The sequence below is a fragment of the Salipiger pallidus genome (genome assembly GCF_014643635.1).
In the GTDB taxonomy this organism is placed as follows: Bacteria; Pseudomonadota; Alphaproteobacteria; order Rhodobacterales; family Rhodobacteraceae; genus Salipiger; species Salipiger pallidus.
Map to the genome: position 1 here is coordinate 39,993 of NZ_BMJV01000005.1, position 15,087 is coordinate 55,079.

15 protein-coding genes are annotated in these 15,087 nt (G+C 65.6%); 6 read left to right on the plus strand and 9 right to left on the minus strand.

The window, feature by feature from the left end:
- Nucleotides 1-64 precede the first annotated feature (64 nt).
- Nucleotides 65-358 carry an SH3 domain-containing protein gene (locus tag IEX41_RS12275; protein WP_188790553.1) on the plus strand — a complete coding sequence of 98 codons (294 nt, stop codon included), beginning with the start codon at nt 65-67 and terminating at the stop codon, nt 356-358.
- 137 nt (nt 359-495) lie between these two features.
- Here the strand turns inward: IEX41_RS12275 and IEX41_RS12280 are convergent, their stop codons facing one another.
- The 6 genes from IEX41_RS12280 to IEX41_RS12305 all read right to left on the minus strand — a co-directional run bounded on the left by IEX41_RS12280 (nt 496) and on the right by IEX41_RS12305 (nt 6,243).
- Nucleotides 496-1,230: a DUF4167 domain-containing protein gene (locus IEX41_RS12280; RefSeq protein WP_188790554.1), complete on the minus strand. Its 735-nt coding sequence runs from the start codon at nt 1,228-1,230 to the stop codon at nt 496-498.
- A gap of 246 nt (nt 1,231-1,476) precedes the next feature.
- Nucleotides 1,477-2,331: a peptide chain release factor N(5)-glutamine methyltransferase gene (gene prmC, locus IEX41_RS12285; RefSeq protein WP_188790555.1), complete on the minus strand. Its 855-nt coding sequence runs from the start codon at nt 2,329-2,331 to the stop codon at nt 1,477-1,479.
- Nucleotides 2,328-3,377, minus strand: a complete 1,050-nt coding sequence (gene prfA / locus IEX41_RS12290) for a peptide chain release factor 1 (RefSeq protein ID WP_188790556.1) — start codon at nt 3,375-3,377, stop codon at nt 2,328-2,330. The genes prmC and prfA overlap by 4 nt, the downstream gene beginning before the upstream one ends.
- Before the next feature lie 54 nt (nt 3,378-3,431).
- Nucleotides 3,432-3,851 carry a DUF1499 domain-containing protein gene (locus IEX41_RS12295; protein ID WP_188790557.1) on the minus strand — a complete coding sequence of 140 codons (420 nt, stop codon included), beginning with the start codon at nt 3,849-3,851 and terminating at the stop codon, nt 3,432-3,434.
- A gap of 226 nt (nt 3,852-4,077) precedes the next feature.
- Nucleotides 4,078-5,043, minus strand: a complete 966-nt coding sequence (gene speB, locus IEX41_RS12300) for an agmatinase (protein WP_188790558.1) — start codon at nt 5,041-5,043, stop codon at nt 4,078-4,080.
- Nucleotides 5,044-5,085: 42 nt separating this feature from the next.
- Entirely contained in the window at nt 5,086-6,243 is a 1,158-nt protein-coding gene (locus tag IEX41_RS12305; RefSeq protein WP_188790559.1) for a M20 aminoacylase family protein, read from the minus strand.
- A gap of 93 nt (nt 6,244-6,336) precedes the next feature.
- Here IEX41_RS12305 and mazG point away from each other — a divergent pair, with 93 nt between their 5' ends.
- Nucleotides 6,337-7,188 carry a nucleoside triphosphate pyrophosphohydrolase gene (gene mazG / locus IEX41_RS12310; RefSeq protein WP_188790560.1) on the plus strand — a complete coding sequence of 284 codons (852 nt, stop codon included), beginning with the start codon at nt 6,337-6,339 and terminating at the stop codon, nt 7,186-7,188.
- Nucleotides 7,189-7,276: 88 nt separating this feature from the next.
- Entirely contained in the window at nt 7,277-8,290 is a 1,014-nt protein-coding gene (locus IEX41_RS12315) for a Fe(3+) ABC transporter substrate-binding protein (RefSeq protein ID WP_188790561.1), read from the plus strand.
- Nucleotides 8,291-8,540: 250 nt separating this feature from the next.
- On the opposite strand, the gene IEX41_RS12320 is transcribed toward IEX41_RS12315, so the two are convergent.
- The 3 genes from IEX41_RS12320 to fabD form a co-directional block, all read right to left on the minus strand.
- Nucleotides 8,541-8,774, minus strand: coding sequence for an acyl carrier protein (locus IEX41_RS12320; RefSeq protein WP_017469623.1), 234 nt, complete (start codon nt 8,772-8,774; stop codon nt 8,541-8,543).
- A gap of 249 nt (nt 8,775-9,023) precedes the next feature.
- On the minus strand, nt 9,024-9,761 hold the full coding sequence (gene fabG / locus IEX41_RS12325; protein ID WP_188790562.1) for a 3-oxoacyl-[acyl-carrier-protein] reductase: 738 nt from the start codon (nt 9,759-9,761) through the stop codon (nt 9,024-9,026).
- Between the two features lie 362 nt (nt 9,762-10,123).
- On the minus strand, nt 10,124-11,065 hold the full coding sequence (fabD, locus tag IEX41_RS12330) for an ACP S-malonyltransferase (RefSeq protein WP_188790563.1): 942 nt from the start codon (nt 11,063-11,065) through the stop codon (nt 10,124-10,126).
- Nucleotides 11,066-11,295: 230 nt separating this feature from the next.
- On the opposite strand from fabD, the gene IEX41_RS12335 reads away from it, so the two are divergent.
- The 3 genes from IEX41_RS12335 to IEX41_RS12345 all read left to right on the plus strand — a co-directional run bounded on the left by IEX41_RS12335 (nt 11,296) and on the right by IEX41_RS12345 (nt 15,060).
- Nucleotides 11,296-12,489, plus strand: coding sequence for a cytochrome b/b6 domain-containing protein (locus tag IEX41_RS12335; RefSeq protein ID WP_188790564.1), 1,194 nt, complete (start codon nt 11,296-11,298; stop codon nt 12,487-12,489).
- A gap of 318 nt (nt 12,490-12,807) precedes the next feature.
- Nucleotides 12,808-13,947, plus strand: a complete 1,140-nt coding sequence (locus IEX41_RS12340) for an acyl-CoA dehydrogenase family protein (RefSeq protein WP_188790565.1) — start codon at nt 12,808-12,810, stop codon at nt 13,945-13,947.
- Between the two features lie 81 nt (nt 13,948-14,028).
- Nucleotides 14,029-15,060: an enoyl-CoA hydratase/isomerase family protein gene (locus IEX41_RS12345; protein WP_188790566.1), complete on the plus strand. Its 1,032-nt coding sequence runs from the start codon at nt 14,029-14,031 to the stop codon at nt 15,058-15,060.
- Nucleotides 15,061-15,087: the final 27 nt, after the last annotated feature.

Genomic DNA, 15,087 nt, shown 5'->3' on the forward strand with positions numbered 1-15,087 from the left:
CGGGTTTCCCTCGGGCCACGATCCGCGCTACACCCGGCTCCGAGGCAGAGAACAGGAGATCCCCATGAAAGCAACCATCCTGGCAACCGCTCTGGCGGCGCTGGCCCTTGGCGGCTGCGGTGCCACGTCCAGCCTGGCCGAGCGGCACGTGGTCTATGGCGTTGGTGAAGACGACATGCTGAAGCTGCGCGGCGGCCCCGGCACCGGGTTCGAGCAACATGCCGGCCTGCCTAACGGCACCGTCGTGCGGGTTCTGGACTGCACCTCGACAGGCGGCACCAGCTGGTGCGAGGTTGCCTTGGATCGATCCCCGGGCATGCGGGGCTATGTCTCGCAGGCGTACCTGCGGCGTCTCTGATCAGACCCGCCACACATGCAAAAGGCGCCGTTCCGAGGAACGGCGCCTTTTTTGTTCTGCACCGGATTTATGTTGCCCCGGCTTGCCCCTCGTCCAAGATCTCGCGGACTAGCCAGGGCAGCCAGCCTGGCCAGACGTTACTCTGCCGCGTCGGGGGCCGGAGTGTCGCCGGAGGGCGCGGGCTCGTCGCCCTCGGCCTTGGGGGCGGGTTTTTTGCGGGGACGGCGGGGCTTCTTGGGCTTTTCCTCGGGCGCAGGAGCCTGTTCGGCCGAGCGGTTTTCCGGGGTTTCCACGAGGCCGCTCTCAGGGGTATCTTCACTGCCTTCGGGGCTGTCGACACTGCCGAGCGGATCACCCTGCCGGGCTTCGCTCCGGTCATTGCGGTTGCTTCGGTCAGAGCGGCTCTTGCGCGGCTGGGCCTGCGGCTGCGGCTGAGCCTCGCCCTCGGGCGCGGGTTTTGCCTCGGGCTGCTGGTGCGACTGGTTCGAGCCCTCGTTCGAGGACTGGTTGCCGTCGTCGCCTCCCTGCTGTGGCTTGCCCTGTTCGCGTTCGGCCCGCTCGCGGTCGCGCTGCGACTGGCGTTCACGGTTCTCGCGCTCCTGCGCCTCACGCTTGGAATCAGCCTCGCGCTGCGCTTCGGAAAGCATGCGCATGTAATGTTCGGCATGCTGCTGGAAGTTCTCGGCAGCGACGCGGTCGTTCGCCAGCCAGGCATCGCGTGCCAGCTGGTTGTACTTGTCGATGATCTGCTGCGGCGTGCCGCGGACCTTGCCCTCGGGGCCACTGCTGTCGAACACGCGGTTGACGACGTTGCCCAGCGAGTTGCGGTTGCGGTTGTTCTTGGACCGCGAACGGGTTTTCGAGGATCGCATAGTGTCTGCTATAAGCCTTGTGTCTGACGGAAGTCCGACTGCCCTGTGTCCCGGCTGGGCCTCGAGAGGCGTCTTCATGCTGGGTCACGTCGATTTCGGGTTGCTGTCGGGCGGGACCGCATCGCTTGAGCTATGCGAGGCATCCACCGCTCCAACGCCCCCTGATAATCATGTCCTGCCGTGAGAAACAAGGAAAAATGCGAAAACCATCCGCAAGAAACGGCGGTTTCTGCCGTCAGGGCGCGATCAACCGGCAGCTTTGCGCCCTGCAACCACGCGGTCGCGACCATCTAGATCAGGGATGATCGCCACGTCCTGCAGCCCCTGCGCGGCGAACATCGCCGCCACCTCTGCCCCCTGCGTCGGGCCGATCTCGACCAGCGCCCGCCCGGCGGGCGCAAGATGCGCGGCAAGCTGCGACGAGATGGCGCGGTAGGCCGCGAGCCCGTCGCCTTCGTCGGTCAGCGCCATTCGCGGCTCGTGGTCGCGCACTTCGGGCGACAAGCCCGGCATCTCGGAAAGAGCAATGTAAGGCGGGTTCGACACGATGAGATCAAAAAGCGGCGCATCGCCGGGGAGCGCCTCCCACCAGCTGCCCTGCCGGAACGAAGCGCGGTCCTCGAGTTTGCAGGCGTCACGGTTCCACGCGGCAACCTCGAGAGCGGCAGCAGACAGGTCCGTGCCGATCCCACGGCTGGTGGGCCGTTCCGCGAGCAGCGTCAGCAGGATGCAGCCGGAGCCGGTGCCAAGGTCGAGCACATCCTCAAACGGGGCCCCCAGCGCGGCCTCGATCAGCATCTCGGTTTCCGGGCGCGGGTCGAGCACATCGCCGTTCACACGGAAATCGCGCCCGTAGAAGGCCCGCCGCCCGGTGAGATGGGACATGGGCACCCTGCCCGCGCGGCGCGTCACCAGCGCGCTGAAATCCTCGGCCTGCTCGTCGGCCACCGGTTCGGGCAGGAACAACGTCAGGCGCCCCGGCGGCACGCGCAGCACATGGGCCAGCAGGCGCCGGGCGTCGCGTCCGGCATCGGCAATCCCGGCGGCCGACAGCTGACGGGTCGCCTCGACCAGCAAGGCAGAGCCGGTGGGCGGGCTCATGCGCCCATCTCGGCAAGCATGGTCGCCTGTGCGTCGGCGGTGAGCGCGTCGATGATCTCGTCAAGATCGCCGCCTATGATTGCATCCAGCCGGTAGAGCGTCAGGCCGATACGGTGATCGGTCATGCGCCCCTGGGGGAAGTTGTAGGTCCGGATCCGTTCGGACCGGTCGCCGCTGCCCACCTGCGACTTGCGATCCGAGGCGCGGGCATCGTCTGCCTTCTGCCGTTCAAGATCGAATAGCCGCGCACGCAGCACGTTCATGGCAATCTCGCGGTTGCGGTGTTGAGACTTCTCAGAACTGGTCACCACGATCCCGGTCGGGATATGGGTGATCCGCACTGCTGAATCGGTGGTGTTGACATGCTGGCCGCCCGCACCTGAGGCGCGCATCGTGTCGACGCGAATGTCGGCGGCGGCAATGTCGATATCCACCGCCTCGGCCTCGGGAAGCACTGCGACAGTCGCGGCAGAGGTATGGATGCGCCCGCCACTTTCGGTTTCAGGCACACGCTGCACGCGGTGCACGCCGGATTCGTACTTGAGCCGGGCGAATACGTGGTCGCCCTCGATCCGCACCACCAGTTCGCGCAGGCCGCCAAGCTCGGTAGGCTGTTCTTCGATCACCTCCCAGCGCCATCCGTGGGCCTCGGCGTGGCGCTGGTACATGCGGGCCAGATCGGCGGCGAAAAGGCTGGCCTCTTCGCCCCCGGTGCCGGGCCGGATCTCGAGGATCGCGGGGCGGCCATCGGCGGCATCGCGGGGCAGCAGCGCAAGTTGCAGTGCATGCTCCACCTGCGGGATGCGCGCCTTCAGGCCGGGCATCTCCTCTTCGGCGAGGGCCTTCATTTCGGGGTCGGCCAGCATCTCCTGCGCCTCGGCCAGATCGGCCTCGAGCGTTTCCCATTCGAGGATCTGGTCGACCACGGGCTTCAGCTCGGAATACTCGCGCCCGAGGGCGGCGATGTCGCCTTGCCCTGTGGCCATCATCGCCTCGAGATACTCGAAGCGCTGCTTGATCTGGTGAAGTCTGTCAGCGGGGATCATGCCGCCTTCTGTTCCCTATCGCCACGGCGCCGTCAAGGGCGCGCGGGCGCTGGGTCAGTCGTCTCCGCGCTCGGCAGCCAGCTGCGACAGCCAGGCGTCCACACGGGTGCGATTGGTGCCCATGTCACTCTGGCCAAAGCGCTGGCGGCCATAGATTTCGATCCGTCCGTCTTCGAGCTGCGTGGTGGTGTAGTCAGGAAAGCCCATCCACTGCGACCGGGTGATATAGGTCACACGGCCTTCGCCGGGGCTGCCCGCCAGCACCTCGGTGCGCGGCGTCTCGAGTATGATGCGGTGCAGCGCGGCATAAAGCGTGTCATTGCCGGGCGTGCTGCGCCGCACACCGCTGGCCAGATCCTGGTCGGCGGCGACCTGCGGATCCACGTTCCAGGTAGCGGGGTCAGAAGGGGCAAGCCTGATCCACGCGAGCCCACCGACCACGACCAGAATGATGATCCAGAAGATAAGCCTCACGCGTACGATCCTTTCCCGATGGCGCAGACAGAGGGCCTGCCCGGCACTTTCCTTTCACACGATTCCCGCCGGCAGGAAAAGGCCGGTCCGGGCCCCTTCGCGGGTTTTTGCCGGCAAACCCGCTCTTGCCCACGGCCTTCGGTCCTGCCTCAATCTTCAGTTCCTGCCTGCTGATCGAGGTTCCGCCTCCGGCTGCGAGCAGTCCGGATCGCTGCCGCTCCGCGCCTCAGGCGCTGCGGCGGGTCCAGCCCCAGAGGCACAGCAGTTCCGTCGCCACGTGAGCCGCCGCAATGGCGGTGGCGCCAGTGGTGTCGAACGGGGGAGACACCTCCACCACGTCACCGCCCTTGAGATCGATCCCCGCAAGCTCGCGCAGACAGACCGCAGCCTGATGGCTGGAAAGCCCGCCCCACACCGGCGTACCGGTGCCCGGCGCGAAGGCGGGGTCAAGCGCGTCGATATCGAAGGTCAGGTAAACCGGATGCGCGCCCACGATCTCGCGCGCTTTTGCTGCCGCCGCTTCGGGACCGATGCTGTGCAGCTCGCGCGCGTCGATAATGTTAAAGCCAAGCGTGTCGGGATTGTCCGTGCGAATGCCGATCTGAACCGAGCGCGCCGGATCGACGTAGCCAAGCTTCACCGCCTTGTACATGAACGTGCCGTGATCGATCCGGTCGAAATCGTCATCCGCCCATGTATCCGTGTGAGCGTCGAACTGTATCACGCTGAGCGGGCCGTATTTTTCTGCATGCGCTTTCAGCAGAGGCAGTGTGATAGAGTGATCTCCACCGAGTGTGATGGATGCTGCACCCGCCTCAAGTATGCTCTTAACATGAGCCTCCAAGGTGCTGGGAAACATTGGAACATTTGCATAATCAAAGGCAAGGTCGCCATAGTCCGCAATGGCGAATTCGCTGAGCACGTCATAGCCCCAGCCATAGGGGGCATCGCACGGTTGCAGCGCGCTGGCCTCGCGGATGGCGCGCGGCCCAAGCCGCGTGCCTGTGCGGTTGGTCACCGCCTGATCAAAGGGCACGCCAGTTACAGCGACATCCACGCCCCGCAGGTCCTTGGTATATTTGCGCCGCAGGAACGAGGTTGCGCCGCCGAAGACATTCTCGAAACTCGGCCCCTTCAGGTCATCGCGGGTGAAGGCGTGGTCAATTTGGGTTTTGGCGTCTTCGAGAGCCATGAAATTTCCCTCCTGTCAGTGTATTACGCCTTGTAGCTGAGGTTATGCCAGAGGCTGGCGTGTCTCGATCAGCCGGGCGAAGAAGCTTGCGCCGATAGGGGCGATCTCGTCGTTGAAGTTGAACATCGGGTGGTGACAGAGCGGGCCAACCCCCTGACCAAGATAGAGAAAGGCACCCGGCCGCGCCTCGAGCATGTACGAGAAATCCTCGGCCCCCATCGAAGGCACCGCCTCATCGTCAACCTGAGGCGAAATTTCCCTCGCGACATCAACAGCAAAGCCTGTTTCCCTCATGTGGTTCACAGTGGGCGGGTAATTGCGCTGGTAGTCCAGATCCGCAGAGACGCCATAGGCCATGGCCTGTCCTGAAACAATCTCGCGGATCCGCCGTTCAGCCATGTCGCGAATGCCCGGATCAAAGCTGCGCACGGTCCCGGCCATGTAGGCGCTGTTTGGGATCACGTTGGTGGCCGAGCCGCTTTGTACCACAGTCAGTGACACGACGAGTGATTCAAGCGGATCGGTATTGCGCGACGGCACGGTCTGAAGCGCCTGCCCGATGGCAAGCGCGCAGGGAATGGGGTCGATGCAGGTGTCTGGATGCGCCGCGTGGCCGCCACGCCCGGTGAGGCGCAATTCGAAGTCATCCACCGCGGCCATCAGCGGACCCGGCCGCGTGGCAAATTCGCCCGCCGGGCGCGACGGATCGGTGTGCAGGGCATAGACCTGGGATATGCCGAAGCGCTCCATGATGCCTTCCTCGACCATGATGCGCCCGCCGCCGATGGTCTCCTCGGCGGGCTGGAAGATCAGCGCCACCTTGCCCGAGAACCTCCGCGTTTCAGCAAGGTATTTCGCAGCGCCCAGAAGCATCGTGGTGTGCCCGTCGTGACCACAGGCGTGCATCTTGCCCGGTACGTCCGAGGCGTACTCAACCCCGGTTTCCTCGTCCATCGGCAACGCATCCATGTCCGCACGCAGGCCCGTCACTGGGCCGTCCCCCTGGCCTTCGATGATTGCCACGACGCCGCTGGTGGCGATGCCTTCATGGATCTCCGAAATGCCGAACTCTCGCAGCTTTTTCACCACGAAGGCGGCAGTCTGGTGGCAATCCAAGCTCAGCTCGGGATTGCGGTGAAGGTGATGCCGCCAGTCCGCCATCTCCGAGGCGTAATCTGCGATGCGGTTGACGATGGGCATGGGTGGACTCCGGATGATGCTTGGCGCAGGACAGAACAGAACAGAACAGAACAGAACAGAACAGAACAGAACACCTTATGCCGGGGGAAGTCCATGAGTGACAACAGGTCCGAAGCCCAGATCCGCAGTGATGCCCTCGTGCATAATCCCAAGGGAGGGATGCCGCGCCTGATCGAGATCATGCGCCGCCTGCGCGATCCCGAGACCGGCTGTCCCTGGGACGTGGCACAGGATTTCGCGTCGATTGCACCCTACACAATCGAGGAAGCCTACGAGGTCGCAGACGCCATCGAGCGCGAGGCCTGGGATGAGCTGCGCGGCGAGCTGGGTGACCTGCTGTTCCAGTCGGTTTTCCACGCGCAGATGGCCTCCGAGCGGGGTCTTTTCGGGTTCAATGACGTGGCTGACACCATGTCCGACAAGATGGTCGCACGGCACCCGCATGTGTTCGGAGCCGACAGCAACGAGAAGAGCCCCGAGCAGCAGGTTGCCGATTGGGAGACCATCAAGGCCGCCGAGCGCGCGGACCGCGCCGAAAAGGGCGTTCTCGACGGGGTCGCCATGGGGCTTCCGGCGTTGATGCGGGCAGTAAAGCTGCAAAAGCGCGCGGCGCGGGTGGGCTTCGATTGGCCGTCCACAGACGAGGTTATCGACAAGATTGTCGAGGAAGCACAGGAGCTGCGCGAGGCGGAAAGCCCTCAACATGCCGAAGAGGAATTCGGAGACCTGCTGTTCGTCATGGCCAACCTTGCCCGGCACATGGACATTGACCCTGAGGCTGCGCTGCGGGCTGCAAATGCCAAATTCACGCGCCGTTTCGGACAGATAGAGGACGCTCTTGCCACAGAGGGGAAACACCCTTCGGACAGCACGCTCGAAGAGATGGACCGCCTTTGGGACGCGGCGAAGGCCCGAGAGAAAGCGGCCAAAGCAGCCTCGGAATAGCCAATCGTTTTTATCGGGCATTGACCCGACTGTTTCAATCGGCTTTATGTCCCGTCGTTTGCAATCCGCACGAAGGGAGCCCAGAGACATGCGCCTTGCAGTATCCGCCATCGCCTTGGCCGCCGTGGCCGCACCGGCCCTCGCTCAGGACCAGTCCGGTGAGGTCAACCTCTATTCCTACCGCCAGCCCGAGCTGCTGGCACCACTGACCGAAGCCTTCACCGAGGCGACCGGCATCGAGGTCAACGTGGCCTATCTCGAGGATGGCATGGTGGAGCGCCTGCAGGCCGAGGGCGACCGCTCGCCCGCCGACCTGGTGTTCACCGTGGACATTTCGCGCCTGTCGGCCGTCGTTGACGCGGGCGTCACGCAGGCCGTGGAAAGCGATGTTCTGTCGCAGAACATCCCCTCCACTTACCACGATCCAGACGGCCACTGGTGGGGCCTGACCACCCGCGCGCGCATCGTCTACGCGTCCAAGGACCGCGTCGATCCTTCGGAAGTGACCAGCTATGAAGACCTCGCCGACCCCAAGTGGGAAGGACGCATCTGCACCCGCTCGGGCACCCACCCCTACAACGTGGCGCTAGCCTCGGCCTTCCTCGCGCATCACGGTGCGGAAGAGACCAAGACCTGGCTCGAGGGCCTGAAGTCCAACCTTGCGCGCAAGCCGCAGGGCAATGACCGCGCGCAGGTCAAGGCGATCTGGGCCGGTGAGTGCGACATCTCGCTCGGCAACACCTATTACATGGGCCAGATGCTGAACGATGACGAGCAGAAGGAATGGGCGGAGTCGGTCAACGTTCTGTTCCCCGAGTTCGAGGACGGCGGCACCCACGTGAACATCTCGGGCGTGGCGATGACGAAATCTGCGCCGAACCGCGAGAACGCGCTGAAGATGATGGAATTCCTCAGCTCGCCCGAGGCGCAGGAAATCTATGCCCACGCCAACTACGAGTATCCGGTCGCGCCGGGCACCGAGGCGGACGAGCTCGTGGAAAGCTGGGGCAGCTTCGAGGCGGACGAGCTTAACCTGATGGAGCTTGCGGGCTACCGGGGCGAGGCGCTGCGCCTGATTGAAGAGGTCGATTTCGACGGCTGATCGACGGCCGGGCGCACGAGCCTTTCGACCGCCTGACCGGCGGCGAAGGGGGCTCTGCCCCCGTCTCCTGCGGAGACTCCCCCGGGATATTTGGGGTCAAAGGAAACACGAAGGGGCGCTGCGGCATCGCGGCGCCTTTTTCCTTGGGCAATAAGCTGCTGAGGGTTGGTTCCCGGCGAGCCAGGCGCAAAAGGAAAGCGGCGCCCCCACAAGGGAGCGCCGCCTGAAATCCGGTCGGATCGGGAGAAGCTTACTGGGCTTCCTTGATGAACTTGACCGCGTCGCCGAAGGTCTGGATGGTTTCGGCTGCGTCGTCCGGGATTTCGATGCCGAACTCTTCTTCGAAGGCCATCACCAGCTCGACGGTGTCGAGGCTGTCTGCGCCGAGATCGTCGATGAACGAAGCGCTTTCGGTCACCTTGTCTTCTTCAACGCCGAGATGCTCGACAACAATCTTGCGAACGCGATCAGGGATATCGCTCATTCTTCCGTCCTCACAATGTCCTGGGCCATGCGGCCCTTTCTCTTTTGCCCTCGCCCCACCGGGGTGGCGGCGTATCGCCCGTGCCATGGCAGCGTGCCTGTCAGCAGCGGGCGGCTCACCCCGGGAGAATTCCCCCGGGAACGGCCATGCAACGCGGTTGCCCGCGCCCCCCGGCCTAATTCTTTTCGCGCCTATATCACAAGGAAACAGCTTGGCAAATGCTTTGTGCCCCCTCGTGCCGGGGCGCTTTTACAGCATCGCCATACCGCCGTTGACGTGCAGCGTGGCGCCCGTCACGTAGGCGGATTCCGGGCTCGAGAGGTACAGGACGGCAGCTGCGATTTCCTGCGCGGTGCCCATACGGCCTGCCGGCACCTGGTTCAGGATCCCGGCCTTTTGGTCATCGTTCAGCTTGTCGGTCATCGCGGTTTCGATGAAGCCCGGAGCTACCGCGTTCGCGGTGATGCCACGTGAGGCAACCTCGTAGGCGAGCGACTTGGTCATGCCAACCATGCCGGCCTTGGCGGCGGCGTAGTTGCCCTGGCCGGGGTTGCCGGTGGCCCCTACGATGGACGAAATGTTGACGATGCGGCCCCAGCGCGCCTTCATCATGCCACGCAGCACGCCCTTGCAGAGCTTGTAGGTGGCGGTGAGGTTCACGTCGATTACCGACTGCCATTCATCGTCGGACATGCGCATGAAGAGATTGTCGCGGGTGATGCCGGCATTGTTCACGAGGATGTCGACGCTGCCCATGGCATCGGCGGCCTGCTTGGGCAGCGCGGTGACCGCCTCGGGGTCCGAGAGATTGCACGGCAGCACGAAGGCGCGTTCACCCAGTTCGTCCGCCAGCGCCTGCAGTGGCGCTTCGCGGGTGCCCGAAAGGCCGACGGTTGCGCCTGCCGCGTGGAGCGCCTTGGCGATCTCGCCGCCGATACCGCCCGAAGCGCCGGTGATGAGTGCGCATTTGCCTGTAAGATCGAACATGACCTGCCCTTCCAAGTGATGTGACTGTTGCATTTGTTGCGCCCGCGTATGGCATCGGTCCGGGTTCGGGGCAAGTCCGGAGGCGCACTGCAACGCCCTATGCGGGCGACCGTTTTGCTGCGGCCTTATGTGGACCAAAGCGGCTTGAGAGTGCCACAAGGGCGTCTCGCAAGCTGTTCAGGCGCTAGTGGGGTGGGACGTTGCCACGGCAGATGCCGCTATTTGCCGTCAGGCCCTGCCGCGGATCCGAAAGGTCCCCGGGGCCTGTCGGGGCTGCGCCCAGGCAGGACGCAACGCGCGGGACTGCGCATCTGCTCGACCCGCCGGGGTGGTCCGGCGGGCCGCGGGGTGCCCAAGAGGCCTTAGCCGGCGTTCGCGAGGAGTTTGGCGAGATCCTCGGACGTGCCGATGTTCTGGACCGCAGCGCTGCGTTCGATCCGGCGGACCATGCCCGAAAGCGCCTTGCCCGCGCCGATTTCCCAGAATTCCGTGACGCCCTCGGCGACCATGTACTGCACGCTTTCACGCCAGCGCACGGAGCCGGTGACCTGCGCCACCAGAAGCTCTCGGATCTCTGCCGGGTCGGTGACGGCGGCGGCACGAACGTTGGCCACCAGCGGCACGGCGGGCGCCTTGATCTCGACCGCAGCCAGAGCCTCGGCCATCACGTCGGCGGCGGGGGCCATCAGGGCGCAGTGGAAGGGTGCGCTGACCGGCAGCAGCAGGGCGCGCTTGGCACCGCGGGCCTTGGCGATCTCGACCGCGCGCTCCACGGCGGCCTTGTTGCCCGAGATCACCACCTGCGAGGGATCGTTGTCGTTGGCCGCCTCGCACACGCCGCCTTCACTGGCGGCCTCGGCGGCCACCTCGCGCGCGGCCTCGAGATCGAGGCCAAGCAGGGCGGCCATGGCACCTTCGCCCACGGGCACGGCGCTTTGCATCGCGGCACCACGGGTGCGCAGCAGGCGGGCGGCGTCACCAACGCCAAGCGCGCCAGCAGCGGTCAGCGCAGAGTATTCGCCCAGCGAATGGCCTGCGACGAAGGCGGCGGAGCCGATCTCGATGCCCTCGGCCTCGAGCGCGCGCATCGCGGCCATTGAGGTGGCCATCAAGGCGGGCTGGGCGTTCTCGGTCAGGGTCAGGGCCTCGATCTCGCCTTCCCATACGAGACCGGAGAGCGATTGACCCAGCGCCTCGTCCACCTCGTCGAACACCGCGCGGGCGGCAGGATAGGCGTCGGCAAGGGCGCGGCCCATTCCGATGGTCTGTGCCCCCTGTCCGGGGAAGATGAAGGCCTTGGACATCGGCGTGGTCTCCTGTCGTTTGTCTGTGGCGCCGGTTGGCGCGGGTCCGTCTGCGGCGTGCTGTCACACCACCGTCATGCTGGGGGCTTCCATTAACGTCCTTGGCCCGTGCAGGCAACATGTGCGGGCAACAGTGCGCACGGGGGCTGTGCGCCCTTGGACAATTGGTTGTGCGCCCCGGGGCCGCTACCTTCGCCCAAAGCCATCCCCCTGAGAAGGAGCCAGCCCGCATGTCCATCGCCAACACCTCAACCAGCTACGGCAGCCTTGCCCGCGCCTTTCACTGGCTGATCGCGGTCGGCATCCTTGCCATGATCCCACTGGGCTGGACGGCGCATCTGTGGCCCATGTCCAACCCTGATGAGATTGCGTTCAAGACGCAGCTGTTCTCGGTCCACAAAACCATCGGCGTGCTGATCTTCGTGCTGGCGCTGGCGCGGATCCTTTGGGCCATCGTTCAGCCGCGCCCGGCCCCGCTGCACCCCGAGCGCCGTGCCGAGACCCTCGCCGCCGAGGTGGTGCACTGGGTGCTTTACGCCGCGCTGGTGATCGTGCCGCTGTCAGGCTGGATCGAACACGCGGCCACGGACGGGTTCGCGCCGATCCTGCTGCCCGTGGGTCAGGATCTGCCGCTGGTGCCGAAATCCCCCGCCGTGGCCGAAACCTTTGCCGCCGTCCACTTCCTGTCTCAATGGCTGCTGGTGGCGGCGCTGGTGCTGCATGTGGCCGGTGCGATCAAGCACGCGGTGATCGACAAGGACGCGACGCTGGTCCGCATGGCCCGTGGCCGGGATGCAGGAACGCCCCACCCACGGCGCGGCCATGCCTCTGCTCTCGTTCTGGCGGTGGCGGCATGGGCCGCAGTGCTGGGCGGCGGTGCTGCGGCGGGCATGTACGGCACGGACGGCGACGGTGCGCCGCAACTGGAGCAGGCCGCGTCGGACTGGACCGTCAAGGAGGGCACGCTGGGCATCGTGGTGATGCAGAACGGCCGCGAAGTCAGCGGCAGCTTCTCCGACTGGACCGCCGCCATCAGCTACGAGCCGCGCGATACCCCCGGCCCGGCAGGCGAGGTCGAGGTGACGATCTCGGTGCCCTCGCTGACGCTGGGGTCGGTGACGAGCCAGGCGCTGGGGGCGGACTTCTTCGCCGCCGAGACCCATCCCACCGCTACCTTCCGCGCCGACATCGTGCAGCTTGAGGATGGCAGCCTTGAAGCGCAGGGCACCCTGGCCCTCAAGCAGGCCGAGGTGCCGGTCACACTGCCCTTCACCCTCGCGATCGAAGATGGGACCGCCCAGATGGAAGGGGCAACCACGCTTGACCGACGCGACTATGCCATTGGCGACAGCATGAGCGATGGAGAACAGTTGGGCTTTGACGTCTCGGTGAACGTCGCGCTGACGGCGACCCGGGCGGAGTGATCCACCCGCGGCCCCCCGCCGGACCACCGTGACAGACAAATGCCAAGGGCGCCGCGCTTTCACGCACGGCGCCCTTTTTCACGCCGCCGTTCCGTATGTCCTTTATCGTGTCCTCTATCATGCGCCCGGACGGTGATGCAGCGGCGCTGCCGGTTCGGAGCAGGTACCGCGCGGGGCCACAGGACCGCACCCTGCCCCGAGCGCTGACGCGACGGCACGTCACGACGCGCCGGTGGGATCGCCGCTTGCATCCCCCGGCGACTCTCGGCACAATCTGAACAACCGTTCAATTTCCGGCAAGGCATGGGAGGGCCCGGCATGGATTTTGCGCTGACCGACGAACAGTCGGCCATCTTCGACATGGCACATGGCTTCGGACAGGAGCACATCGCGCCACACGCCCGCGACTGGGAGGCAGCGGGCACCATTCCGCGCGAGCTGTGGCCCAAGCTGGGTGAGCTCGGGCTCGGCGGGATCTATGTCAGTGAAGAACGCGGTGGCTCCGGCCTCACGCGGCTTGACGCGACGCTGGTGTTCGAGGCGCTGAGCATGGCATGCCCGGCGGTTGCAGCGTTCCTGTCCATCCACAATATGTGCGCCCGGATGATCGACAGCTACGGCTCGGATGATCTCAGGGACCGGTTCCTCGGCCCCGCCTGCCGGATGGAAACGGTGCTGTCCTACTGCCTGACCGAACCCGGCTCCGGCTCGGATGCGGCGGCGCTGCGCACGAAGGCCGAGGCGTCGGGCAATGGCTGGGCGCTGACCGGCACCAAGGCGTTCATCTCGGGCGGCGGCTATTCCGATGCCTACGTGGTCATGGCCCGCAGCGGCGAGGATGGCCCTCGCGGCATCTCAGCCTTCGTGATCGAGGATGGCACCGAGGGGCTGAGCTTTGGCGGGCTCGAGCAGAAAATGGGCTGGAAGGCACAGCCGACCCGGCAGGTGCAGATGGACGGCGCACTCATCCCGGCGGGCAACCTGCTCGGCGAGGAAGGCAAGGGCTTTCGCTATGCCATGGCCGGGCTCGATGGCGGCCGGCTCAACATATCCGCCTGCTCGCTCGGGGCGGCGCAGGCGGCGCTGGACACGACGCTGGCCTACATGGCCGAACGCCGCGCCTTCGGTCAGAGCATCGACCAGTTCCAGGCGCTGCAATTCCGCCTCGCGGACATGGAGATCGAACTGCAGGCGGCACGCACCTTCCTGCGGCAGGCCGCGTGGAAGCTGGACACGGGCGCGCCCGATGCCACAAAATTCTGCGCCATGGCCAAGGCCTTCGTGACCGAGGCGGGATCGCGCATCGTTGACCAATGCCTGCAACTGCACGGCGGCTACGGGTATCTCGCGGATTACGGGGTCGAGAAACTTGCGCGGGACCTGCGGGTGCACCAGATCCTCGAAGGCACAAACGAAATCATGCGGGTGATCGTGGCGCGCGGAATGGTCTCGGCCTGAGCCAGCCGCGCCCCGGACCCGTCTTCGGAGGGGTCCGCCAAGTCCTTGCAAGGAATTGGCCCGCCGCAACAGGGAAACACCATGACAGACCTCAAGACGCAAATCAGCGGCCGCGCCGGGATCATCACGCTCGACCGCCCCAAGGCGCTCAACGCCCTCACGCATGACATGTGCCTTGCGATCACCGCGGCGCTGGACGAGTGGCGCGACCATCCGGGCGTGGACCTCGTGATCCTCGAAGGCGCGGGCGAGCGTGCCTTCTGCGCCGGGGGCGACATTGCCGAGATCTATCGTCGGGGTCTTGAGGGCGACTTCGAGCCGGGTCGTCAGTTCTGGCGGGACGAATATGTCATGAATGCCGCGCTTGCCGAGTATGCCAAGCCTATCATCAGCTTCATGCACGGCTTTGTCATGGGCGGCGGCGTGGGCCTTGCGGGGCATGTGCGGCACCGGGTGGTGGGCGAAAGCGCCCAGATCGCCATGCCAGAATGCGGCATCGGCTTCGTTCCGGACGTGGGCGGCACGCTGCTTCTGGCCCGCGCGCCGGGACGGCTGGGCGAACATCTGGGCCTGACGGCCACGCGAATGGGCCCCGGGGATGCGATCCATGCCGGTTTCGCCGACCTGCACGTGCCCGAGGCGGACTGGCCCCTGCTGAAGGAGAGGCTTGCCGAAACCGGTGAGACCTCGGCCCTTGGCGAAGCCTCGGCCCCCACCGCCCCCGGCCAACTGGCCGAAGCTGCACCGTTTATTGACCAGATCTACGCCAAGCGCGAACTGCCCGCCATTCTCGCCGCTGCCAAGGCGTCTGACACGCCCACGGGCGAGATCGCCCACAAGGCGCTATCGCGCAATTCCACGCTGTCCATGGCCATGACGCTGAAGCTTATCGCTGCCATGCGCGCGCCTGGCACCGACATCCGCAGCGCGCTGCGGCAGGAATACCGTGTCGCCCACCGCATCGCCCAACAAGGCGATTTCCTCGAAGGGGTGCGGGCGCAGATCATCGACAAGGACCGCAACCCTCAGTGGCAGCGCAATATCGACACGCTGGACCCTGCCGAGGTGGATGCGCTGCTCGCCCCACTGGGAGAGGACGAGCTGGCGCTCTGAACACCGCCCGCGCGCCGCGCCGGGCAT